Raw genomic sequence first — 22,331 nt, 5'->3', positions numbered from 1 at the left:
GCTGTCATGCACACCACCGATCCACGTGCCGGTGACTCCGAACGAGATCGTCCAGCGCCACCAGATCGGCGCGGTAGCCGGGCGCGATCGTGCCGAGGCTGTCGCCGAGGCCGAGGAACCCGGCCGGCGCGCGCGCGGCCATGCAGGCTGCGGCCTCGATCGAAGCACCGAGCATCTTCACGCAATTGGCGAGCGCCGCGGCCATGTCGAGATGCGATCCGGCGATAGTGCCGTCCTCGTCCCTGCAAATCCCGCCCACAACGCGGATGTGGCGGCCCTGGAGCATGAATTCATCGACATGGTTGCCGACCGAGGGCATCGCATCCGTGACCAGCATGAGCTGCTCGGGGGCTTGCAGCGCAGTGCGATCTTGAGCGTCGTCGGGCTGACATGGTGGCCGTCGACAATGATCCCGCAGATCAGCTCGGGTCGCTCGAGCGCGGCGCCGGTCAGCCCCGGCGCGCGCGAGGTGAGCGGGGACATGGCGTTGAACAAATGGGTGATTCCGGTCGCTCCCGCCTCGACCGCGGCGATCGACTGCTCATAGGTAGCGTTGCTGTGACCGGCGGCGACGATCACACCGGCATCGGACAGGCGGCGGATCGTCGCGGGATTGGTCTGCTCGGGCGCGAGCGTCACCAGCGTGCGTCCGCGCTTCAGCAGGGTCAGGACGGCAAGGCCCTCGTCGTCGAGCGCGCGGATCTTGTCGGCGCGGTGGATGCCGCGGCGGTCGACATTGAGGAAAGGCCCCTCGATATGGATGCCGAGTACGCCGGGCACGCCTTGGGCGATTGCCGCATCGACCGCAGCCACGGCACGGCGGATCACGTCGAGATCGTCGCTGATCAGCGTCGGCAGGAAGCCGGTGGTGCCGAACCGGCGGTGCGCGGCGCCGATCGCGGCAATCCCCTCGACCGTCGGAGATTCGTTGAACAGCACGCCGCCGCCGCCATTGACCTGCGTGTCGATGAAGCCCGGGAGCAGCGTCGCGCCCCGAAGGTCATGCCGTGCCGCGTCGGCGGGAACCTCGCTCGCCGGAACCACGCCGGCGATGCGATCGCCATCGACCAGAACAGCTTCGCCGTCGCGAAGGACACCCGCGCGAAGCACGCGGCCATTGACCAGAGCAGTGACCATCAGACGGTTTCGGTGACCTTGGCGAGCAGGGAGGGCGATCGGGGTCGAACCCGCGACGCAGCGATAGCGCGTTGACCGCGCGATAAAAGGCCTGGATCTGCAGCATCGGTTCGATCGCCGGATGCGCCGCCGGGTGCGGCAGCTGGACCGCACCAGGTACCTCGCCGCCGCTCACCAGCACGTCGCCCCCGCGCGCTAGCACATCGGCGACGAGTTCATCAACGCCGTCGGCGGTTTCGTCGCCCTGGCGGAAGACAAGCAGCGGGAAGTCCGGGCCGACCAATGCCATCGGGCCGTGGCGGACCTCGGCGGCGCTGAACGCCTCGGCATGGAGCCCGCAGGTCTCCTTGAACTTGAGCGCAGCTTCCTGCGCGATGCCGAAGCCAAGGCCGCGGCCGATGACGTAGAGGCCCTGCGCATGCTCCAGCCGATCGACCATCGGGGACCAATCGGAGGCCCAGGCCTGTTCGAGCAACGCGGGCGCGCCGTACAGTGCCTCGAGCAGCTCGCCGTCGCCGGCCCATTCGCCGACGAGGTGGAGCAAGCCGGCGAGGCTGGCGATGTACGATTTGGTCGCCGCGACGCTGATTTCCGCGCCGGCGTGGAGCGGCAGGAAGGTGTCGACATCATCCGCCAGCGGCGAATCGGCCGTGTTGACCAGCGCCGCAGTGCGCGCCCCGCCCTGCTTCGCCGCGCGCATTGCCGAGAGGATGTCGGGGCTCTTGCCCGATTGGGAGATGCCGATCGCCAGCATGCCGGTCAGGTCCGCGGCGGCGCCATAGACCGACGAAATAGAAGGTGCTGCCGACGTGGTGAGCACGCCCAACCGGGTTTCAATCAGATATTTGCCGAAAGTCGCGGCGTGATCCGAGCTGCCGCGCGCGCAGGTGAGCACTCCGCGCGGATGCGCCGCCCGCAGATCCGTGGCGAGCGCCGTCACTGCGGTCTGATTGGCGGCGAGCTGGCGGCGTACGACCGTCGCGGCCTCACCGGCCTCGTGAAACATCTTCGTCGTCTCGGGACTCGTCACTGCATCAGCCTCGCGTGTCGAGTTCGGCGACGAAATCATAGGCGTCGCCGCGATACCAGCTCCGCGTCGCCTCGATCACCCGACCATCGGAAAGGAAACCCCGGCGCTCGATATAAAGTCCCGGAGCGCCTGCTTCGATCCCGAGCAATTTGGCCTGCTCGGCATTGAACAGCACTGCGCGGAGCCGCTGGAGCGCGCGAACCGGACGATTGCCGGTGACTTCGAGCGCAGCATAAAGCGAAGCGCCGACGACTTCCTCGCTGTCGAGGCCGAAGCCGGGGATCGTCGAATATTCGAGCGCCATCGGCGTATCGTCGGCGAAGCGGATCCGGTTGAAGCGATAGACCGGAGTGCCTGGGCTCAGCCCCAGGGTCAGCGCCTCGTCCGGAGTCACGGCACCCGAGGATCGCGCGAGCCATTCGCTGCGCACCGTACGACCGCGCGCCGCCATATCCTCAGAGAAGGACGAGAGCTTGGCGAACTGCTTTTCGACGCGGCCGGCGACGAAAGTCCCCGCGCCCTGGCGGCGAATCAGCAGGCCTTCGTTGACCAGCGTATCGAGCGCCTTGCGCAGCGTGATCCGCGATACCGAGAGATCGGCGGCGAGGTCGCGTTCGGCTGGCAGCGCCTCGTTGGGCTTGAGCACCTGATCGCGCAACGCATCGCGCAGGGCGTCTTCCAGCCGCCGGTAAAGCGGGCCGCCACCGGTTCCATCGAGAGATCGTATCTTTTCGGCCAGCAGCGGCATGTCGGCTCCCACCATTGGGCTTGCGTGCGTTAGAAGCAATACTAATACCAATAACATACCACATGCTAGCCATAAAATGCGCCTTCCCTGCGCATCTGCTCGTCATATTTGTGAAAGATTCCCTCTTGACGAGTGTAGTGGTCTGACGGATGGTCTGCTCAATGGTATGCAAATGGTATAAAAAAGACATGCCATAAAAATTCATCTTAAGGGGATGAGACATGGGGATTCGGACTTTTCTCGTCGGCACCGCCAGCGCGATCGCGCTGCTTTCGGGGGCCGCCCACGCACAGACAGCAGACGAAACGCCGGCATCGGCTGAGGCGCAGGACGGCGAGGAAATCGTCGTCACCGGCTATCGCGCCTCGCTGGCGGCGGCGATCGAGACCAAGCGCAACGCCAATTCGATCGTCGATTCGGTTTCGGCCGAAGACGTCGGCAAATTTCCCAACACCAACGTCGCCGAGGCGCTGACATTGGTTCCCGGCGTCACTGTCGACCGTCAGTTCGGCCAGGGCGAGAAGGTTTCGATCCTCGGCACCGATCCGGCGCTCAATCGCACGCTCCTCAATGGCCAGACGGTCGCTTCGGCCGACTGGTTCATCCTTGATTCTGCCCGGCCGCACCTTCAACTACGCACTGCTCGCGCCGCAGTTGGTCAGCCGCGTCGACGTGTACAAGTCGGCCGAATCGCGGATCGACGAAGGCTCGATCGGCGGCACCGTCAACGTCGTCACGCGCAAGCCGCTCGACCTCAAGCCGTTCACCGTCGCCGGCACGCTCGGCTATCTCTACAATGACCGTTCCAAAAAGGGCGATGTTCAGGGCTCGGCTTTGGTCAGCTGGCACAACGAAGCTGGGACGATCGGCCTGCTCGCTTCGTTCCAGCGCGCCAAGGATCGGCTTCGGCGCGATGGCATCGAAACCTATGGCACGATAAATGCGAATTTCTGGAACGGCGTGAACGACGCCAAGACGAGTTCGCTGCCGCAGAGCCTGATTCCGGTCGCGCCGAATCCCGCCGATCAGATCACCGGAACCGGCCAGTGCGTCGGTGCCTGCGCGACGACGCTCGCCGCCAATCCGACCGCGAAATTTCCCAACGCGTTCGGCACGTCCTATTTTGAGCAGGGCCGCGAGCGCCTGACCTATTCGGCGGCGGCGCAGTGGAAGCCGGTGCCCGAGCTGACGATCGGCGTCGACTATCTCCGCATCGACGCGACGTACGACAACCTAAACCAGTCGATGTACGCCTTCCCGGGCAACACCTGGAACAGCGCAGGCCGGCTTACCGGCCTTACCGTGCAGGACGGGATCGTCACCGGCGCGACCTTCAACAACGCACTGTCGGTGCTCGACGCGCAATACCGCACCGCCGAGATGCACTCCGAAACCTGGCACGGCCAGATCGGCTGGGACAGCGACAATTGGGCGCTCAACGTCGAGGGCGGCATGTCCGACGCCGATGGCGGCACCAAGAAGCAGGTGTTCCTCGAATTCCTCAACTGGGCGAATTACACCGTCGACATCAGCGGCGCGCCCAAGAGCCCGGGCACAATCAGCTATACGACCGACGTGCTCGGCAATCCCGCGGCATTTCGGACCGATCCGGGCTGGAGCGGCAACCTTGTCGAGAAGCCGACCAGCGATAAGGAGCGCTATGGCCAGGCCGACCTGACCTTCAAGTTCGACGGTTCGCTGAAGAGCCTGCAGTTGGGCTACAAGTATCGCCGTCACGAGACCGGCCAGCGTTATGCCGGCGTCACGGTCGCGGGCGTCAACGTGCCGGCTTCGCAATTCGACGCGAGCCAGGTGAGCGACAATTACCTGCGCGGCTTCAACGGTGTGAACGACCAGATGACCGGTCGCTTCAAGATCGACGGCAATTCGATGGTCGATTATGTCGAAGGCGGCAGCTGGGTGCCCGGGGGCGGGGCGGTCCCGACGCCGTCGCCGTTCGCCGCGATCGAATTCGCCGCCGGAAACTGGGATGTGACCGAAGACATCCACGCGGCTTACGCACAGGTCAACTTCGAGCAGGGCGCGCTGCGCGGCAATGTCGGTGCGCGCTACGTCAACACCGCCAGCGAGAGCGCCGGTTATGTCTGCACCTTGGGCACACCGTGCAACGCCGCAGCGAATTGGACGTGGCAGACCACGAACAAGAAGTATGAGAAGGTCCTTCCCACGATCAACATCGCGATCGATCTGAAGAAGGACCTGATCTTCCGCTTCGCGGCGACGCAGGTGATCGCGCGGCCGAATTATGCCGACATGACCAACTCCTTCTGGCTGTCGGACCAGATCCTCACCGGCGAAGGCGGCAACCCCGATCTCGACCCGTATGAATCGGACAATTTCAACGCGTCGCTCGAATGGTATTTCGCGCCCCGCGCGATCCTCGCCGGAGAGGTCTTCTACAAGAACATTTCCAACTATATCCTCAGGCAGACCGCGCCCGAGAATTTCTTCAACACTTCGCAGGGCCGCGTCACGACCTATAATATCAGCCGGCCGTACAATGCGGGTTCAGCCAAGGTGAAGGGCTTTGCACTCGCCTATCAGCAGAGCCTGCCATACGGCTTCGGCGTCCTCGCCAACTACACCTATTCGGACGGCGAAGGGCAGGACGGCGCGGACCTGCCGTATAATTCGCGGCACCAAGTGAGCTTCAGCCCGTTCTTCGAGAGCGGACCGGTGTCGATCCGCGGGACCTATACCTGGCGGTCGAAATACTTCACCGGCATCGATCGCGGTGACCAGATGTTCGTCCGCGACACGGCGAATGTGGATGTCTCGGCGACCTACAACATCACGCAGAATATCGGCCTGACGATCTCGGGCATGAACCTGACCGACAGCGAGTATTACGCCTATGCCAACACGCAGCGCCTGCCGCGCGGAGTGTATCGCACCGGGCGCCGGGCACTCGCTTCCGTGAACGTCAACTTCTGAGATGGCGGCACGTGCATGACAGGGCGGCGGAGATTCGAGGGATCGTCTCTCCGCCGCCCATTTTTTCGCCCCGTCGAAATGGCGGGCAGCCGATTGAGCGGGGCGCGAAACCGCCTAAGCTCGTCGCGCATCATCGTCGGGAGCCGCGCTTGATTTCCTTTGCTCGATCACTGGTGGCGCTCGGTGCCGTGCTGGCCGCAACGCCTGCGCTGGCGCAGGTGCCCAGGCTATTGCCGGTGCCAGCCGAATTGCATGCGGGGAAGGGCGCGCTCGCGGTTAGCCAGAAGACGACGCTGGTGGCGCCGGACGGGGACGCCGGGGCACGCAATGCGGCCGAGCGCCTTGCCGAACTGATCGCGGAATCGCGCGGGTTCAAGCTCGGGGTCGGATCGCGGGCATCGGGGCCGTCGATCCATTTCGTCCGCGCCGCGAGCGGCAAGCCCGAAAGCTATCGCCTTGAGGTGACGTCGCGGGGCGCTGTCATCACCGCGGGGGACGATGCCGGGTTGCTCTATGGTGCCGTCACTCTGTGGCAGGCGATGACGCAGGTGCCGGGAAAGGGCGCGGTCGAAATTCCGGCGTTCGGCGCCGTGGACGCCCCGCGGTTCGGCTGGCGCGGGCTGATGCTCGACAGCGCCCGGCATTTCCAGTCGCCCGCATATGTGCGCAAGCTGATCGACTGGATGGCGGTCAACAAGCTCAACACGCTGCACTGGCATCTGGTCGACGATCAGGGCTGGCGGGTCGAGATCAAGAAATACCCCAAGCTCACCGAAATCTCGGGCTGGCGCCATCCGGCGACCGCGTCCGGCGCGCCGCAATTGCCGCGGGTCGGTGGCTTCTACTCGCAGGATGAGATCCGCAGCATCGTCGCTTATGCTGCGCAGCGTAACATCACGATTGTCCCCGAAATCGAGATGCCCGGCCACGCGCTCGCGGCGATCCGCGCCTATCCCGAACTCGGCACCGGCGTGGCGATCCCGCCGGGCACCGAGAGCGACTGGGGCGTCTTCCCCTGGCTCTACAATGTGGACGACAAGACCTTCGAGTTCCTCGAGAATGTGCTCGACGAAGTGATCACCTTGTTCCCGTCGAAGTACATCCATGTCGGCGGCGACGAGGCAGTGAAGGACCAGTGGAAGGGATCGGCCGAGATCCAGGCGCGGATGAAGGCGCTCGGCATCAAGGACGAGACCGCGCTCCAGGCCTGGTTCATGCACCGGATCGGCGAACACCTGACGAAGCGCGGGCGGAAACTGATCGGCTGGGACGAGATCCTCGAAGGCGGCGAAGTCCCGGCTGACGCGACGATCACGTCGTGGCGCGGCATCGAAGGCGCGATTACTGCCGCCAAAGCGGGGCACGACGCAGTGCTCAGCCCGTCGCCGACGCTCTATTTCGATCATCGCCAGGGCGCCGGGGACAGCGAGCCGCCGGGCCGCCTCGACGTGATGGACTTGAAGACGATCTATGGCTTCGATCCGGTGCCGGCGGAAATCCCCGCGGCGCAGCAGCATCACGTCCTCGGCCTTCAGGCCAATCTGTGGACCGAGCATGTGCGTACCGAGGAACGCGCGGCGTGGATGACCTTCCCGCGGGCCTCGGCGGTCGCCGAGATCGGCTGGTCGGCGAAGGGCGCGAGCGATTTCGGCGGCTTCATCGATCGGGTGATCCCGCAAATGGCGCGGATGCACGGTCTGGGATTGAACGCGGCTATCAGCGCGTTCGAGGTAAAACCCGATGTCGACTACACGCCCGGCAGCGACAGCGTCACCGTCTCGCTCGCCAATCAGGCGGGATTGGAGATGCGCTATACCATCGACGGCAGCGCGATCGGTGCGAAGTCGCCGGTCTATGCCGGCCCGTTCAAGGCGAAGCTGCCGTTCGAGCTAAAGGCGGAAAGCGTGCATGAGGGCCGCGGCGTGATCGGCGCGATCGCACAGAAGGTCACGCAGCAAAGCGTGCGCTGGCGCAGCGACGAGGCGCTGAAGACCTGCACCAACCGCGTCGTGCTCGCGCTCGAGGACGATTATCCGGCGACGGGCAAGCGCGCGGTCTTCGTCAGCGATATCTTCAATCCGTGCTGGCTGTGGGACAAGGCACCGGTCGGCGACGCGAAGCAGATCGCGATCACCGTCGGGCAGATCCCGTTCAACTTCCAGGTCGGCAAGGATCGCGATGGCATCAAGTTCCAGCCGCCGGCGACGCCCGAAGGCGAATTCGTGGTATATGCGGACAAATGCGAGGGCCCGCGCATCGCGGTACTCCCACTTGCATCGGCCACTGGCAATCCGGGGTTGACCCGGCTGGTCGCCCCGCTCGCGCCGCGCGCCGGGACTGGAACTCTGTGCATCACCTACACCGCCAAGGGCGTCGATCCGCTCTGGGCGATCGACGCCGTCGAGTTGGTCCCGTGAGTAATATGAACGCCGATACTATCACACTCGTAGCCCCCTTCGCCGGCTGGTTCGCGCCGCTCGAAGCAGTGCCCGACGCCGTCTTCGCCGAGCGGATGATGGGCGACGGCTTCGCGATCGATCCGGTCGAGGGCGTGTTGCGCGCACCGGCGGCGGGCGAGGTCCTATCGGTCCCGGATACCGCGCATGCCGTTACGCTGCGGCTCGAGAACGGCGCCGAGCTGCTGCTGCATATCGGCCTCGAAACTGTCGCACTCGGCGGTAAGGGCTTCACGGCAAAGGTGGTGGCCGGGCAGCGCGTAGCCGCGGGCGACCCGCTGATCGAATTCGATCTCGACGCCGTCGCGGAAGGCGCCAAGGCGCTGATCACGCCCGTGGTCCTCGCCAGTGACGGCTATGTCCTGACGCTCGAAGCGACAGGCCGGTTCGTGGAGGCCGGGGCCCCGGTCGCGCGCATTGTTGGCAAGCAAGTCCGCGAGGCGGTCCGCAGCGCCGCAGTCGAGGAACGTTTCGAGCGCGAAGTGACCGTCGATGCTGCACACGGCATCCACGCTCGTCCGGCCGCGCGGATCGCGGCGGCGCTGCGGCCCTTCGTCGCCGAGGTCGCGCTGGTCGCCGGCAACAAAAGCGCCAATGCGCGGAGCACGGTGGCGTTGCTTGGGCTGGGCGTGACTTCAGGCAGCAAGGTGCAGGTCGCCGGCGTCGGTGCAGACGCGCGCGCCGCGGTCGACGCAGTGGCAGAGCTGATCCTGTCGGGGCTGGGCGAGGAGCATTCGCATGCGCCAGCCGCGCCCCTCATGCGTTCGCAAGGGCCGGTCTGTGCATCGCCCGGGCTGGCGATCGGACAAGCGCTGCAACTGCGCGCCGCCGACCAGGACGTACCGGAAGACGGCGCCGGCATTGCCGTCGAGCGCACGACGCTGGACCAGGCGCTCGCCGAAATCGCCGACACCCTCGCCGGAGCGCGCGGCACCGCCGCGGAGATCGCCGAGGCGCATCGCGCGCTGCTCGCCGATCCCGAATTGCTGCGCACCGCCGAGGCCGAGATCGCCGCAGGCCGCAGCGCCGCTTATGCATGGCGTGCCGCCACCGCGCAGGCATCCGACGCGATCCGCGCCACCGGGGATGCGCTGCTGATGGAGCGTGTCGCCGACCTCAAGGACCTCGAGCGCCAGGTGGTGGCCGTATTGCTCGGCACGTCCGGCGCCGGCACACCCACCCTGCGCCCCGGCACGATCCTGATCGCCGACGACCTGCTGCCGTCGCAATTCCTCGCGCTCGATACCGCCAACCTTGCCGGCATCTGCACGGCGGCGGGCGGGCCGACTTCGCACGTCGCGATCCTTGCCGCCTCGGCCGGGATCCCGATGCTGGTCGCCGCGGGCGAAGGCGTGCTGGCGATCGCCGACGGCACGCCAGTGATCCTCGACGCCGATGTCGCCTCGATCGTCACCGATCCGAGCCCCGATGCGCTGTCGGAAGCCAGCGAGCGCCTGTTCGCCACCCGCGAGCGCCGCGCCCGTGAGGCGGCCGAGGCGCACGAGCCGTGCCGCATGGCCGATGGCACCCGCATCGAGATCTTCGCCAATCTCGGCTCGGTCACCGACGCTGCCGCCGCGGTCGCCGCCGGGGCCGAGGGGTGCGGATTGCTGCGCACCGAGTTCCTGTTCCTCGAGCGCGAGACCGCGCCCGACGAGGAAGAGCAGCGCGAGACGTATTCGCGGATCGCCGCCACCCTGGGCGACCGCCCGCTGATCGTCCGCACGCTCGACATCGGCGGCGACAAGCCGGTGCCCTATCTACCGATGGGCGGCGAGGAGAATCCGGCGCTCGGGCTGCGCGGCGTGCGGCTCAGCCTGGCCCGCCCGGACCTGATGCGGCTCCAGCTCCGCGCGATCCTGCGCGGCGTGCCTGCCGGCCAGTGCCGGATCATGCTGCCGATGGTCGCCGATCTGGGGGACTATCGCCCCGTCCGTGCGCTGCTCGCCGAGGTTCAGACCGAACTCGGCATTGCTGAACCGGTGCAGCTCGGCGTGATGATCGAAACTCCCGCCGCGGCGATGCTCGCCGGGCAGATCGCGCGCGAGGCCGACTTCCTCTCGATCGGGACCAACGACCTGACCCAATACACGCTCGCCGCCGATCGCGGGAACGCCGCAGTGTCGCAGCGGATCGACGCGATGCACCCCGCCGTGCTCCGGCTGGTCCGCGAAGTGGGGCGAGGCGCGAAGGAGGCCGGGCGCTGGGCCGGTATGTGCGGCGGCCTCGCGTCCGATCCGCTGGCTGCGCCTATCCTGATCGGGCTCGGCATCACCGAACTCTCGGCGACTCCGGCCACCATTCCAGGGATCAAGGCGGTCGTCCGCAGACTCGACATGAACGCGTGCGTGGCTTTGGCGGAGAAGGCGTGTGATGCCGTTTCTCCTGCCGAGGTCCGCGCGCTCGCCCGCGAGGCATTGGCATGAGCTTTCGACCCGCAACCCTTCTCGCCAAGGCGCAGCCGCTCGGCCGCGCGCTGATGCTGCCGATCGCAGTGCTGCCGATTGCTGCGCTTTGCTGCGGCTCGGCCAGGCCGACATGCTCGGCATTCCGTTCGTCGCTGCGGCGGGTGAGGCGATCTTTTCCAATCTCGGCCTGTTGTTCGCGGCGGGTGTCGCGGTCGGTCTCGCGCGCGAGAATCACGGCGCCGCCTCGCTCGCCGGCGTGGTCGCCTATCTGGTCGCGGTCGAGGGTGCCAAGGTGCTGCTGCATCTCCCGCCCGACATCGCCTCGGCGCCTGCGATCGAGCAGGCTGCGTGGCGCGCCAAGGAGATCGGCAAGCTCAGCGTCGCGGCCGGTATCCTCGCCGGAATCACCGCGGGGGTGCTCTATAACCGCTTCTCGAACATCAAGCTGCCCGATTATCTCGCTTTCTTCGCGGGGCGCCGCTTCGTGCCGATCGTCGCCGGGCTCGCCGGATTGCTCGGTGCGGCGCTGTTCGGCATCGGCTTCCCGTGGTTCGAAGTGGGTGTCGACACGCTCAGCCGCTGGGTGCTCGGCGCAGGGCCGATCGGGCTGTTTCTCTACGGCCTGCTCAACCGGCTGCTGTTGATCACCGGCCTCCACCATATCCTCAATAACATCCCGTGGTTCCTGCTCGGCGACTTCAACGGTGCGACCGGCGACATCAAGCGCTTCTTCGCCGGCGACCCGAGCGCGGGCGCGTTCATGTCGGGCTTCTTCCCGGTGATGATGTTCGGCCTGCCCGCGGCGTGCCTCGCGATGTATCGCAACGCGCTGCCGGAGCGGCGCAAGGCGGTCGGCGGCCTGCTGCTCAGCCTCGCGCTCACATCCTTCCTCACCGGCGTCACCGAGCCGATCGAATTCACCTTCATCTTCCTCGCGCCGGTGCTCTTCGTCGTCCACGCGGTGCTCACCGGCATCGCGATGGTAGTGATGGACGCGCTGGGCGTGAGGTTGGGCTTCGGCTTCTCGGCCGGCATGATCGACTATGTGCTCAACTTCGGCCTCGCCACGAAGCCATTGCTGCTGTTGCCGGTCGGCGCTGTGTATTTCTGGATCTACTACGCCACGTTCAGCTGGTGCATCCGGCGCTGGAATTTGAAGACTCTCGGCCGGGAAGACGAAGCGATGCCGGTGGCGGCGCAGGGTGCACCGGGCGCACGCGGACCCGCAGTGCTCGCGGCACTCGGCGGCGCTGCCAATGTCCGCAGCGTCGACGCATGTACCACCCGATTGCGGCTGGTGGTGGCGGACTTCGCGGCAGTGAACGAGGGGGGCTCAAGGCGCTCGGCGCGCGCGGCGTGCTCAAGCTCGATAATGGCGGGCTGCAAGTGGTGTTCGGTCCCGTCGCCGATCAGATTGCGGGCGAAGTGCGCCAGGCGATCGCTTCCGGACCCGTCGTACCGCCAAGTGTTCCGCAGCTCGATGTCGCGGCGATCGTCAAAGCATTGGGCGCCGGAAACGTGCGCTCGGTGCGCGCGCGCGGAACGCGTCTGCTGGTGGATTTGAACGATCCGGCGAAGCTCGACGAAGCGTCGCTCAGGCGCGGCGGCATTCTCGGAATCGTGATTCCGGCCGACGCTGCCCGGCCAGTGCACCTGATCGCCGGCGACGGCACCGCGCGGCTTGCGGCGGCGCTTCAGCCGGCAACCTAGCTCAGGTCGCGCGCTGGATCAGTCCGGCGCGGTCGGCCGCGAGCAAATCGGCATAGGAGACCCGGCCGGTCGCGCTTTCGATCCAGCATTCGGCATCGCCATAGCCGCCCTGGCGGACCAATACGAAGGCACAGTCGCCGAACGGGCCGAACAGCGCCGTCACGGGCCCGCCGCGTGCCGAAGGCCGGTGTACATAGACTTCGGCAAAGGCGTTCATCGGCGGCAGATTCACGGCAGCAGCGCTGCAGATCGTGTCCATAACCCCTCCCAGGTTTCCGTCCCTGATCCTTGCCGATCCCCGCGGCTCTTATGGCCGAGTCCATGAATCGGTTGGACAGGTTTGGAGTATGCCGCCCCAAATCGGTAGGTCAATGGACAATGGACGCGAAATTCGACCGACTTGTCTAACCAATTTGTCCGACACAGGCTTGGCAAGGCGGCTGGGTTATGGCTAGTTCGCATCAGGGGAAGGGGCGCGGATTGGCACAGGGAATTGCACAAGCGGGCGAAGGGCGGCTTGCCGACCGCGCTTATTCGCAGATCGTCGAGATCATCAACGGCGGCGATCTCCAGATCGGCGACCGGCTGCCGTCCGAGCCGCGGCTAGCGGAGATGTTCGGCATGTCGCGCACTGTGGTGCGCGAGGCGCTGGTCCGGCTGGCAGCCGACGGCATCACCGAATCGCGTCGCGGCGCCGGGTCCTATGTCATGCGGCGCCCCTCCGAACGGCTGGGCGCGCACATGCCGATGGCCGAACTGTCGGCGACGCTCGGTACCTATGAGGTGCGCTTCGTGCTCGAGGCGGAGGCGTGCCGGCTGGCGGCGATGCGGCGTTCGCCCGAGCAGATGGAGACGATCCAGGCGGCGATGGAACGGCTCCGCGCCGCGTTGCTTTCCAACGGTCCGGCGCATGAAGAGGATTGGGTGCTGCATCGCTCGATCTTCGAGGCAACCGCGAACCCGGCTTTCGTCGCGGCGTTCGATCACCTCGAAGAGGGCATCTACCGGATCCTTCGCGCCGGCGTGGATATCTCGCGCGATCGGCCGCCCGAGGCGATCGGCGCGATGATCACCGAGCATGAGATGGTCGTCGAGGCGATCCGCGCGCAGGATGCCGACGGCGCCGCGCTGGCGATGCGCTGGCATTTGTCGCAGGGGCGGAAACGGTTGATGCCGTAAGGCGATTTCTGGCGACGGTTACCGCCACCCCCACCCAACGACTTGTAGAGTGCCACGGCCGCCTGGCCCTTGGCGGCCTTTGCCTGATCCGCCCGACGTTCGGCCGCCAGCAGCGATTCCCGCGCGCGGAGCAAGGTCAGCCGGTCGTCCTCGCCGCTGGTTGCACGCTTCTCGGCTAGTGCAAAAGCGGAACGCTCGCGCTCCAGCGCGGCGCTCGCCTGCGTCTCTGCGGTGCGCGCATTGAGGAAGCGGTTGATCGCCGCCTCGCTGTCCGAAAGCGCGCCGAGCACGGCCTTTTCGTAGCGCGCGGCGGCGCCTTGCGCCCGCGCATCGGCGGCGCGGATCTGGGCGCGGATCGTGCCGCCCGAAAAGATCGGCCAGGAGAAGCTCGGGCCGATCTGCAGCCGGGTGCTGTCGCCCGAGAAGAGGTCGCCCGGGGTGCGCGCCTGCTGGCCGATGCTGCCGAACAGGCTGAAGCGCGGGAACAGATCGGCAGTGGCGACGCCGATATCGGCGGTGGCCGCGGCAAGCTCGCGCTCGGCGCGGCGGATGTCGGGGCGGCGTTCGAGCAGTTCGGAGCGGATGCCGACGAGGATGCGATCGGGGCTGGCGGGCAGGGGCTGTCTTGCGCAGCTCCGGCGCGACTTCCTCGGGCGCCGCGCCGATCAGCGCCGCGATCCGGTACGCCCCCGCTGCTGCCCGCGCCTCCGCATCGGGAACGGTGGCCGCGCTGGTGCGGGCGGCGCTTTCGGCGCGTTCCAGTTCGAGCCGCGACGCTTCCCCGGCGTTGAAGCGCAACTGCGTGAGGCGGGCCAGCTCGGTGTCGGAGGCGGCGAGTGCCCGCGCAGTGGCGGCATCCGCCTGTGCTGCACGCAGATCGAAATAGCTCCGCGCGACTTCGCCGATCAGCGTCAGCATCACGTCGCGCTGGCCGGAGAGCGCCGCGTCTGCGCGCGCGTTCGCCGCCTCGGTCTGGCGGGTGCGCCGGCCCCAGAAATCGAGTTCCCAGCTCGCGTCGAAACCGAGGTCGAAGAGCCGGAACTCGCGGTCGACTCCGGGATGTTGCCGATCGGGAGCTGGCCGTTCTCGCTCAACCGGTTCTCGGTGGCCGAGCCGGTCGCCTGCACGCTCGGCAGACGGCCGCCCGCCACGGCATCGCGGTTCGCGCGCGCTTCGGCGAGGCGCGCTTCGGCCTCCTTGAGATCGGGTGCGCTCGCCAGCGCACGGTTCACCAGCGCCGAGAGCTGCGGATCGCCGAAGCTGTCCCACCAGGCGAGGTCGACTGCGCCGGGCGTACCGGGTTCGAGCCACGACGCCTGACTCGCCGCGGTCGGCGCGGGGCGCTGGTAATCCGGACCGACGGTGCAGCCAGCGACGGCGAACAGGATGAGCAAGGGCAGGCGAGGCATCGCGGTCACTCCATGCGCGCGCGGAACAGCCAGGCCGATGCGGAGAGCGTCGCGCAGGCGATCAGCGCGAGCGGCCAGAGCTGGTGGAACACGGCGGCGGCCGGCATCGCCTTGAGGAACAGTCCCTGGACGATGACGAGGAAATAGCGGGCGGGATCGAGCCAGGTCACGACCTGCAGCCAATCGGGCATGTTGTCGATCGGGCTGGCATAGCCCGAGAGCAGGATCAGCGGCGTGGTGATGAGGAACACGCCGAGAAAGGCTTGTTGCTGCGTCTTCGCGATCGCCGAGACGAGCATGCCGAGGCCGATCAGCGCGAGCATGTACATGGCTAGACTGAGGAAGAAGAGCAAAAGCGATCCGGTGAACGGCACTCCGAACACGAGGGGCGCGATGATCAGATAGAGGCTGCCGTTGATCATCCCGATGATGAAGGGCGGGACCATCTTGCCGATCAGGATCTCGTGGACCCGCAGCGGCGAGACCATCAACTGGTCGAAGGTCCCCAGCTCGCGTTCGCGCGCCACCGATTGCGACGTGATGGCGAGGCCGGCGACCGAAGTGATGATCGCGACCAGCGAGGGGAGCGTGAACCAGATATAGTCGAGCGACGGATTGTACCAGTTGGTGACCACGCTCCCCGGCGGCGCCTGCGGGCCCGGCCGCGTCACCGTGTCGGCGCCGACGCCCGCGACGATCTGGGTGAGGTAGCCGTTGACGATCTGTGCCGCGTTCGACCGCCGCCCGTCGAGCACCACCCCGACCACCGCCGGCTTGCCCGCGGCGATGCGGCGGTCGAAATCCTCGTCGATCACCAAAGCGGCGATCACCTTCTGGTTGTCGATCGCGTCGCGCAGCTCATGCGGGCTCCGGAGCGGCACGATCTCGCGGAAATTGGGGCTGCCCGCGATCCGGCTGACGATCTCGGCCGAATGCACGCCCAAACTGCGGTCAAGGATCGCGACGTCGACATTCTTGACGTCGAGCGTGGTCGCGAAGGTGAAGATGAACAGCTGCATCAACGGCGGTACGAACAGCACGATGCGCGACTTGGGATCGCGCAGCACCGCCCACATCTCCTTGACGATCATGGCCCAGAGCCGGCGCATCTAATCGAGGCTCCGGCGGGTGACGCGGAACGAGAGCAGGAAGAACACCAGCCCGAAGCCGAGCATGATAAAGATGTTGGGGAGCAGCAGCGCCCATTGGTCACCCGCGAGGAACACCGATTGCAGACTGGGGATCAGATAGCGGGCGGGCACCAGATAGGTCAGCGCCTGGATCGGCCACGGCATCGAGCTGATCTCGTAGATGAAGCCCGAGAGCAGGAAGGTGGGCAGGAATGCCGATAGCAAGGCGATCTGGCTGGCGACGAACTGGTTCTTGGTCGCCGAGGAGATGAACAGGCCGAGCCCCAGCGCCGGCATCAGGAACGCGGATCCGACGACGAACAAGGCGAAGACCGATCCCCGGAACGGCACACCGAACACGAACACGCCGATTACGGTGCACAAAGCCATCGAGGCGAGCGCGAGGAGGTAATAGGGAATCACCTTGCTCGCGATGAACTCGGCCATCGAGATCGGCGTGGCCATCATCGCTTCCATCGTGCCGCGTTCCCATTCGCGCGCGACGACGAGCGCAGTGAGCAGCGTGCCGATCATCGTCATCACGTTGGCGATCGATCCGGGGACGAGGAAATAGCGGCTCTTGAGCTCGGGATTGTACCAGAAGCGCGACGACAGGCCGACCGGCGGTTCCGACGCTCCCGGGTTGCGCTCGAGCCCTTCGGCCGCTGCCCATTGCGCGCGGACGCCCTCGCCGTAGGCCGCCGCGAAATTGGCGGTGTTGGGCTGCGATCCGTCGGTGATGATCTGGATCGCAGGCGCGCGGCCCTGTTTGACGCCCTCGCCGAAATCGGAGGGGATGACGATGATCGCACGCAAGTCTCCCGAGACCATCTTCTCGCGCATCGGCTGGATCGTTCGCGCCATCCGGACCTCGAAATAGCGCGAGGTCTGATAGGCCTGTGCCAGCCGCAGCGCAGGCGCGCTCGAATCCTGCAGCACCACGCCGATCCGTGTCCGGCTGGAGTCGAGCGACACGGCATAGCCGAACAGGAACAACAGGATCATCGGCAGCACGAAGGCGATCAGAAAGGTCGAAGGATCGCGCAGGATCTGGGCGCCTTCCTTGCGGACCAGCGCGAGCAGGCGGCGGAGGGAGAAGCGGATATTCATATAAGCCCCTCCCCTTTAGGGGAGGGGTTGGGGTGGGGCGGTGCGGCAGGCGAAAAGTCTCGGTGAGACGGCCAGGCCCCACCCCTACCCCTCCCCTGAAGGGGAGGGGCTTTAGAAAAGAAGTGCGCTTCACGCCGCCTCCCTTTCGCCGCGCTTGCGGTCGAATTCCTCGATCAGCGCGATGAAGGCGTCCTCCATCGTCGGATCGTCTAGGCCCGCCAGCTTGCCGGCCTGCGCCTTGAGCTCGTCCGGCGTACCAGTGGCGATTTGCTCGGCGCGGTAGATCAGGGTGACGCGGTCGCAATATTCGGCCTCGTCCATGAAGTGCGTGGTGACGAGCACGGTCACGCCCTTCTCGACCAGCCCGTTGATATGCGTCCAGAATTCGCGTCGCGTCACCGGGTCCACTCCCGAAGTAGGCTCGTCGAGGAAGAGGACCGGCGGCTCGTGCATCACTGCGCAGGCCAATGCGAGCCGTTGCTTGAAGCCGAGCGGTAGCGTCCCGGCGTTGACATCGAGCTTCCCCTTCAGCTCGAAGATGTGGATCATCGCTTCGATCGCGCGCTTGGCGGCTTCGCGATCGAGATCATAGGCGCCGGCGAAGAAATCGAGATTCTGGCGGACGCTGAGGTCGCCATAGAGCGAGAATTTCTGCGCCATATAGCCGAGCGAGGCGCGCGCATCGGCACGCGATCGGCGCAGATCATGCCCCGCCACCGCGCCGCTGCCGCTGGTCGGTGTCAACAACCCGCACAACATCTTGAAGGTGGTCGACTTGCCCGCGCCATTGGGTCCGAGCAGTCCGAAGATCTGCCCGCGCGGGATTGCGAACTGCATATCGCTAGCCGCGACGAAATCGCCGAAGCGTCTGGTGAGGCCCTTGGCTTCGATCGCGCATTCGCTGTTCTCGGGAATCTCGCGATAGCGTTCGGCGAGGGCGCTGGTGCCCTTGGGCCCGCCGCCCAGCCGCTCGATGAAGCCGTCCTCGAAGCGGGGCGGGGCGGGCTCGACCGCGCCGCCCTCCGCATCGAGCGACTCGGGCGTGGGAGCAGGGGCGCCCTCTGCCATCAGCAGACGCACCGATCGGCCCTGGATCGTGCCGTCGATCACTTCGTCGCGATCGAGCGTGCGCGTGAGGAAGTGCCGGCGGCGGTCCTGGAAGCCGGTAACCCGGAACACGCGGTCGGCAACCTTGCCGGTCAGATCGGCCGGCGGCCCGTCGAACAGCAATTTGCCTTCGTTGAGCAGATAGACGGTGTCGCACTTCTCGGCCTCGTCGAGATAGGCAGTCGACCACAAAACGCCGATCCCCTGATCGGTCAGGTCGCCGACCATTGCCCAGAGTTCGCGCCGCGAGATCGGATCGACGCCGACGCCCGGCTCGTCGAGCAGCAGCACTTTCGGCGTCTTGACCAATGCACAGGCGAGCCCGAGCTTCTGCTTCATGCCCCCGAAAGCTTGCCCGCCAGCCGATCCTGAAAGCGCGCGAGATCGGTGAAGTCGAGCAGCCGGTCGAAGCTTTCCCTGTGCTCCGCTTTCGGGAGCCCGCGCACTTCCGCATAGAGAGTAAGGTTCTCGATCACCGAGAGATCCTCGTAGAGCCCGAACCGCTGGGGCATGTAGCCGAGATCGTCGAGCTTCTGCCCGGGCGCGGCACCGAGCACTTCCACTTCCCCGCTGCCCGGTGCCATCAGTCCCGCGAGGATGCGGATCAGCGTGGTCTTGCCCGCGCCGTCCGGGCCGACCAACCCGGTGACCTTGCCCGGTTCGATGGTCATGCTGACGCCGTCCAGCGCCGTTAGCGCGCCGAAGCGCTTTACCAGGTCCGAGGTACGGGCGACGGCGTCGGTCACGCGCGAGGACACTCGGCCGATTTCGTCACCCCCGCGAAAGCGGGGCCCATCTCCGGCATACACAGCGGGCACAACAGCCGTTGTTTTGCCGGGACAGCGCAGGAGATGGGCCCCCGCTTTCGCGGGGGTGACGGGTATGGGCCTCAATCCTCATGCCGCACCCGTGCACCCACGACTCGGATAGTCACCGGCTGCCCCTGGCGCAGCGCGTCGTCGGGATCGTCGACGATCACGCGGAGCTGATAGACGAGGTCGGTCCGCAGATTCTCCGTCTCGACCGATTTCGGGGTGAACTCCGCGCGCGGCGCGATGTAGCCGATCGTGCCGCGATAGGTCTTGGCATTGCCGTCGGCGGTCACTTGCACCTTCATTCCCGGGCTGATCCGGCTGAGATCGGTCTCGGCGACATAGGCGCGGACTCGCATCGGCCGGGTGATCGACAGCGTCAGCACCGTCTCGCCCGGCTGGACGATCGCGCCCGGCTCACGCGCACGCGTGACGACGGTACCCCCGGTGGCGGCGACCAGCCGGGTGTCCGAACGATCGGTGGCAACGCCCGCGCGCGCGGCCTGCGCCGTTCGCACGTCAGCAGCGGCAGCGGCGATATCCTCGGGCCGGCTGCCCGCCTGCAACAGCGACAGCCCCTGCTTCGCTTCGGCAAGCTGCGCTGCGGCACGGTCGCGATCGGCGCGGGTCTGTTCCCAGATATCGCGGCTGATCGCGCCGGGCTCGACGAGCGCCTGGCGCCGGACATAATCGCGCTCGGCATTGGCATAGACTGCCTGCGCCGCCGCGACTCGGGCGCGTGCCTGCGCCACGTCCTGCGCGCGTGCGCCGTTGCGCGCCTTGTCGTAATTGGCCTGTGCCTGCGCCACGCGGGCGTCGGCCTCGGCGATGCGGTCGTCGAGCGACGCGGTATCGAGCGTCGCGAGCAACTGACCCTGCGTCACCTTGGCACCTTCCTCGACGCCGATTCCCGCGATCCGGCCGCCGACGCGGAAACCCATGTCGACTTCGCGGATGTCGACATTGCCGTAGAGCGTCAGCTCGGTATCGGCGCGGTGCGGGATCAGGCCGAAGCCGCGCGTGGCGAACGCCGCCACGGCGAGCACCACGATCAGCGCGATCACGATCAGGCGGCGTCGGTTCATTGCGGCTTCTCCGAAAGGATGCAGAGCACGTTCGCACGCAGCCTCGCGCGCAGCAGGCGGGCAGTCTCATCATCGATCTGGTCGACCTGCAGCGCCCGGCACACCGCGGCGCGGCCCGCGCGCAATATCATCGCCTGGCCGAACAACAGGATCGCCATCGCCACCGCCTCGCGGCGGGCGAGATCGGGGCGGGTACGTCCGATCAGTTCGATGAACGCATCGAGCACCGGGTGCATCGCGCGGTTGAACAGCACGTCGAATGCCTCGGTCGGGAATTGCTGCTCGCGGATGATGAAGCGCGACCACGCCTCTGTTTCGGGCCGCAGCATCATTTGCGCGAACCCGTCGAGGATCGTCGCCAGCGCCTCTATCGCCGCTTCGCGCGATTCCTGCCCGGCAGCGACAGCGCGTGCGACATTCTCGCCCTGCAGAGCGCGAATCGCGGCGGCGATGTGCTCCGCGGCGGCGAGGTACAGCCCTTGCTTGCCGCCGAAATGATAGGTGATCGAAGACATCGCCGTACCCGACGCACGAGCGATGTCACGCGTGCTCGCCCCCTCGAAGCCGAGTCGGCCAAATTGGTCGATCGCCGTGTCGAGGAGCGTCGCAGAGACCATGGTCGCCCTTTGTTCGTTCGAACGAACAGTGCATATGCTTGCATCCTTGCCTTGGCAAGGCCCTTGTGCGGTCGGATTGCGGGCGGATTTGCACCCTGTTTGGCGCCTACGCGTTAATACTAGTGATTTTTCCACACTTTGTGATTATGTACCGATCATTATGGAAACTGCCACCTACACCACTGCCAAAGGGCGCCCGCGCGAATTTTGCGTCGACGAGGCGCTTGCCCAGGCGCTTCGCGTATTCTGGAGCAAGGGTTATGAGGGCGCATCGCTCACCGACCTGACCGATGCGATGGGGATCACACGCCCCAGCCTCTATGCCGCGTTCGGCAACAAGGAGGCGCTGTTCCGCAAGGCGCTCGATCTCTACGAGCGCGAGAAGCTCTGCTACATGGCGCAGGCGCTCGATGCGCCCACCGCGCGCGGCGTCGCCGAGCGGCTGCTGCGTGGGGCGCTTGAAATGCAGGCCAGCGACTGCGAACCCCGCGGATGCCTGCGCGTGATCAGCTCGGTCGCGTGCGGCGTCGAAGCCGAATCGATCCGCGACGAAGTCATCGCCCGGCGCAAATCCTCGTCGGACGCGCTGATCGCGCGCTTCGAAAAAGCCGAAGCGGCGGGCGAACTGCCCGAGCATATGAATGCCGAGGCGCTTTCCGGCTATCTTGTCGCGCTGTTGCAAGGGCTCGCGCTGCAAGCCGGAGCAGGGGCCAGCTTCGAGGAACTCGAGCGGCTGGTCGAAACCAGCCTCTCGGTGTGGCCGACGAAATAAGCTGAGAGCTTATTCCGACGCTTCGCCGTCGATCGCCACTGCCGACAAGCGATGCCGGAAGCTGCGGGAAGAGGCGCGATGCGGGCCCGACGAACGGGCTAGCCGGCGTGCGAAGAACACATACAGCAAGCCGAAGGCGGCGCCGGTGACCGCGAAAAGGATCATCTGCCTCGGACTCGCACTAACGTGACGCGCGCTGGCGAGGGGCGCTGCGAGGATACCGACCACCGCTCCACCGATCACGCAGAGCCATGTGCCCGCCGCGGTGCCGTGGCGAGTCGTCGGCCAGAGCAGCGAGAACAGGATCGCAGCGCCGGGAAGTGCCAGGACGAAAGCCGCAAACCAACTGGCGATCGCCAGCCAGACGAGCCAGGCTCCGCCGGGGAGCGAGTCTCCGGACAGGATCGCGATGGCGACGGTCGTCAGGACCGCGAAGACGGTCGATCCGAGCAGCGCGCTGGCCAGCACGGCGAGCGCATGGTGGCCGAAGCGAAGCGGCTGTGGAGCGATGAGCATTCCCTGGGAATAAATGCCGGTGTTTAACAAGATGTTGCCCGGCTTACCTGACGGAGCGCGGCACGGTCGCAAATCCCCTCCGAAAATCCGTCGCCACCCTCTCGACAAAAAAGATACCGGCCAGTATAGAAAGCCCTTGACGCAACGCAG

General features: G+C 66.4%; 17 protein-coding genes and 6 pseudogenes. 7 read left to right on the top strand and 16 right to left on the bottom strand.

All coding sequences use genetic code 11. The features are described from left to right. Positions 1 to 4: 4 nt before the first annotated feature. The 4 genes and pseudogenes from PIB19_RS22935 to PIB19_RS07505 all read right to left on the bottom strand — a co-directional run bounded on the left by PIB19_RS22935 (position 5) and on the right by PIB19_RS07505 (position 2,915). Positions 5 to 205: an amidohydrolase family protein gene (locus PIB19_RS22935; RefSeq protein WP_336297286.1), complete on the bottom strand. Its 201-nt coding sequence runs from the start codon at positions 203 to 205 to the stop codon at positions 5 to 7. After that, positions 178 to 1,137, bottom strand: coding sequence for an N-acetylglucosamine-6-phosphate deacetylase (locus PIB19_RS07515; protein WP_443018714.1), 960 nt, complete (start codon positions 1,135 to 1,137; stop codon positions 178 to 180). Before PIB19_RS07515 ends, PIB19_RS22935 begins: the two co-directional genes overlap by 28 nt. Continuing rightward, positions 1,137 to 2,206: pseudogene (locus PIB19_RS07510) on the bottom strand (SIS domain-containing protein). The gene PIB19_RS07515 and the pseudogene PIB19_RS07510 overlap by 1 nt, the downstream one beginning before the upstream one ends. Then, positions 2,172 to 2,915, bottom strand: coding sequence for a GntR family transcriptional regulator (locus PIB19_RS07505; protein WP_271240938.1), 744 nt, complete (start codon positions 2,913 to 2,915; stop codon positions 2,172 to 2,174). The pseudogene PIB19_RS07510 and the gene PIB19_RS07505 overlap by 35 nt, the downstream one beginning before the upstream one ends. A 221-nt stretch (positions 2,916 to 3,136) precedes the next feature. Between PIB19_RS07505 and PIB19_RS07500 the strand changes: the two are divergent. The 5 genes and pseudogenes from PIB19_RS07500 to nagE form a co-directional block, all read left to right on the top strand. Continuing rightward, a pseudogene (locus PIB19_RS07500) lies at positions 3,137 to 3,445 on the top strand (TonB-dependent receptor plug domain-containing protein); the annotation flags it as partial. A gap of 124 nt (positions 3,446 to 3,569) precedes the next feature. Then, on the top strand, positions 3,570 to 5,870 hold the full coding sequence (locus PIB19_RS07495; protein WP_271240291.1) for a TonB-dependent receptor: 2,301 nt from the start codon (positions 3,570 to 3,572) through the stop codon (positions 5,868 to 5,870). 173 nt (positions 5,871 to 6,043) lie between these two features. After that, on the top strand, positions 6,044 to 8,287 hold the full coding sequence (locus tag PIB19_RS07490) for a beta-N-acetylhexosaminidase (RefSeq protein ID WP_271240290.1): 2,244 nt from the start codon (positions 6,044 to 6,046) through the stop codon (positions 8,285 to 8,287). Between the two features lie 5 nt (positions 8,288 to 8,292). Next, positions 8,293 to 10,752: a phosphoenolpyruvate--protein phosphotransferase gene (gene ptsP / locus PIB19_RS07485; protein ID WP_271240289.1), complete on the top strand. Its 2,460-nt coding sequence runs from the start codon at positions 8,293 to 8,295 to the stop codon at positions 10,750 to 10,752. Then, positions 10,749 to 12,444 (top strand): annotated as a pseudogene (nagE, locus tag PIB19_RS07480) (N-acetylglucosamine-specific PTS transporter subunit IIBC). The gene ptsP and the pseudogene nagE overlap by 4 nt, the downstream one beginning before the upstream one ends. A gap of 1 nt (position 12,445) precedes the next feature. Here nagE and PIB19_RS07475 read toward each other — a convergent pair. Beyond that, positions 12,446 to 12,703, bottom strand: coding sequence for a hypothetical protein (locus PIB19_RS07475; protein WP_271240288.1), 258 nt, complete (start codon positions 12,701 to 12,703; stop codon positions 12,446 to 12,448). Positions 12,704 to 12,924: 221 nt separating this feature from the next. Here PIB19_RS07475 and PIB19_RS07470 point away from each other — a divergent pair, with 221 nt between their 5' ends. After that, positions 12,925 to 13,623 carry a FadR/GntR family transcriptional regulator gene (locus PIB19_RS07470; protein ID WP_271240287.1) on the top strand — a complete coding sequence of 233 codons (699 nt, stop codon included), beginning with the start codon at positions 12,925 to 12,927 and terminating at the stop codon, positions 13,621 to 13,623. 92 nt (positions 13,624 to 13,715) lie between these two features. On the opposite strand, the pseudogene PIB19_RS07465 reads toward PIB19_RS07470, so the two are convergent. From PIB19_RS07465 to PIB19_RS23565, 10 genes and pseudogenes are all read right to left on the bottom strand, one after another. After that, a pseudogene (locus PIB19_RS07465) lies at positions 13,716 to 14,174 on the bottom strand (TolC family protein); the annotation flags it as partial. A gap of 169 nt (positions 14,175 to 14,343) precedes the next feature. Next, positions 14,344 to 14,592, bottom strand: a pseudogene (locus PIB19_RS07460) (TolC family protein); the annotation flags it as partial. After that, on the bottom strand, positions 14,541 to 15,032 hold the full coding sequence (locus tag PIB19_RS07455) for a TolC family protein (protein ID WP_271240286.1): 492 nt from the start codon (positions 15,030 to 15,032) through the stop codon (positions 14,541 to 14,543). The pseudogene PIB19_RS07460 and the gene PIB19_RS07455, both read right to left, overlap by 52 nt. Before the next feature lie 5 nt (positions 15,033 to 15,037). Continuing rightward, complete coding sequence (locus PIB19_RS07450) at positions 15,038 to 16,141, bottom strand: ABC transporter permease (RefSeq protein ID WP_271240285.1); 1,104 nt, start codon at positions 16,139 to 16,141, stop codon at positions 15,038 to 15,040. Next, positions 16,142 to 17,272, bottom strand: coding sequence for an ABC transporter permease (locus PIB19_RS07445; protein WP_271240284.1), 1,131 nt, complete (start codon positions 17,270 to 17,272; stop codon positions 16,142 to 16,144). It abuts the gene before it with no gap. A 129-nt stretch (positions 17,273 to 17,401) separates the two neighbouring features. Then, positions 17,402 to 18,718 (bottom strand): ATP-binding cassette domain-containing protein, encoded by a 1,317-nt coding sequence (locus PIB19_RS07440; RefSeq protein ID WP_271240283.1) that lies wholly within the window; start codon positions 18,716 to 18,718, stop codon positions 17,402 to 17,404. Continuing rightward, a complete protein-coding gene (locus PIB19_RS07435) occupies positions 18,715 to 19,125 on the bottom strand; it encodes an ATP-binding cassette domain-containing protein (protein ID WP_271240282.1) in 411 nt (136 codons plus the stop codon). The genes PIB19_RS07440 and PIB19_RS07435 overlap by 4 nt, the downstream gene beginning before the upstream one ends. Before the next feature lie 143 nt (positions 19,126 to 19,268). Continuing rightward, positions 19,269 to 20,276 carry a secretion protein HlyD gene (hlyD, locus tag PIB19_RS07430; protein WP_271240281.1) on the bottom strand — a complete coding sequence of 336 codons (1,008 nt, stop codon included), beginning with the start codon at positions 20,274 to 20,276 and terminating at the stop codon, positions 19,269 to 19,271. Next, entirely contained in the window at positions 20,273 to 20,791 is a 519-nt protein-coding gene (locus PIB19_RS07425; RefSeq protein WP_271240280.1) for a CerR family C-terminal domain-containing protein, read from the bottom strand. Before PIB19_RS07425 ends, hlyD begins: the two co-directional genes overlap by 4 nt. A 6-nt stretch (positions 20,792 to 20,797) precedes the next feature. After that, a pseudogene (locus tag PIB19_RS23565) lies at positions 20,798 to 20,893 on the bottom strand (CerR family C-terminal domain-containing protein); the annotation flags it as partial. 160 nt (positions 20,894 to 21,053) lie between these two features. Here PIB19_RS23565 and PIB19_RS07420 point away from each other — a divergent pair. Then, positions 21,054 to 21,665: a TetR/AcrR family transcriptional regulator gene (locus tag PIB19_RS07420; protein WP_271240937.1), complete on the top strand. Its 612-nt coding sequence runs from the start codon at positions 21,054 to 21,056 to the stop codon at positions 21,663 to 21,665. Positions 21,666 to 21,674: 9 nt separating this feature from the next. Here PIB19_RS07420 and PIB19_RS07415 read toward each other — a convergent pair whose 3' ends face one another. Further along, positions 21,675 to 22,181 (bottom strand): hypothetical protein, encoded by a 507-nt coding sequence (locus tag PIB19_RS07415; protein ID WP_271240279.1) that lies wholly within the window; start codon positions 22,179 to 22,181, stop codon positions 21,675 to 21,677. Positions 22,182 to 22,331 lie beyond the last annotated feature (150 nt).

The sequence above is a fragment of the Sphingomonas sp. 7/4-4 genome (assembly GCF_027941955.1).
GTDB lineage: Bacteria > Pseudomonadota > Alphaproteobacteria > Sphingomonadales > Sphingomonadaceae > Sphingomonas.
Note: the sequence above shows the minus strand (reverse complement) of the source record. Positions and strands in the feature narration are given on the sequence as shown.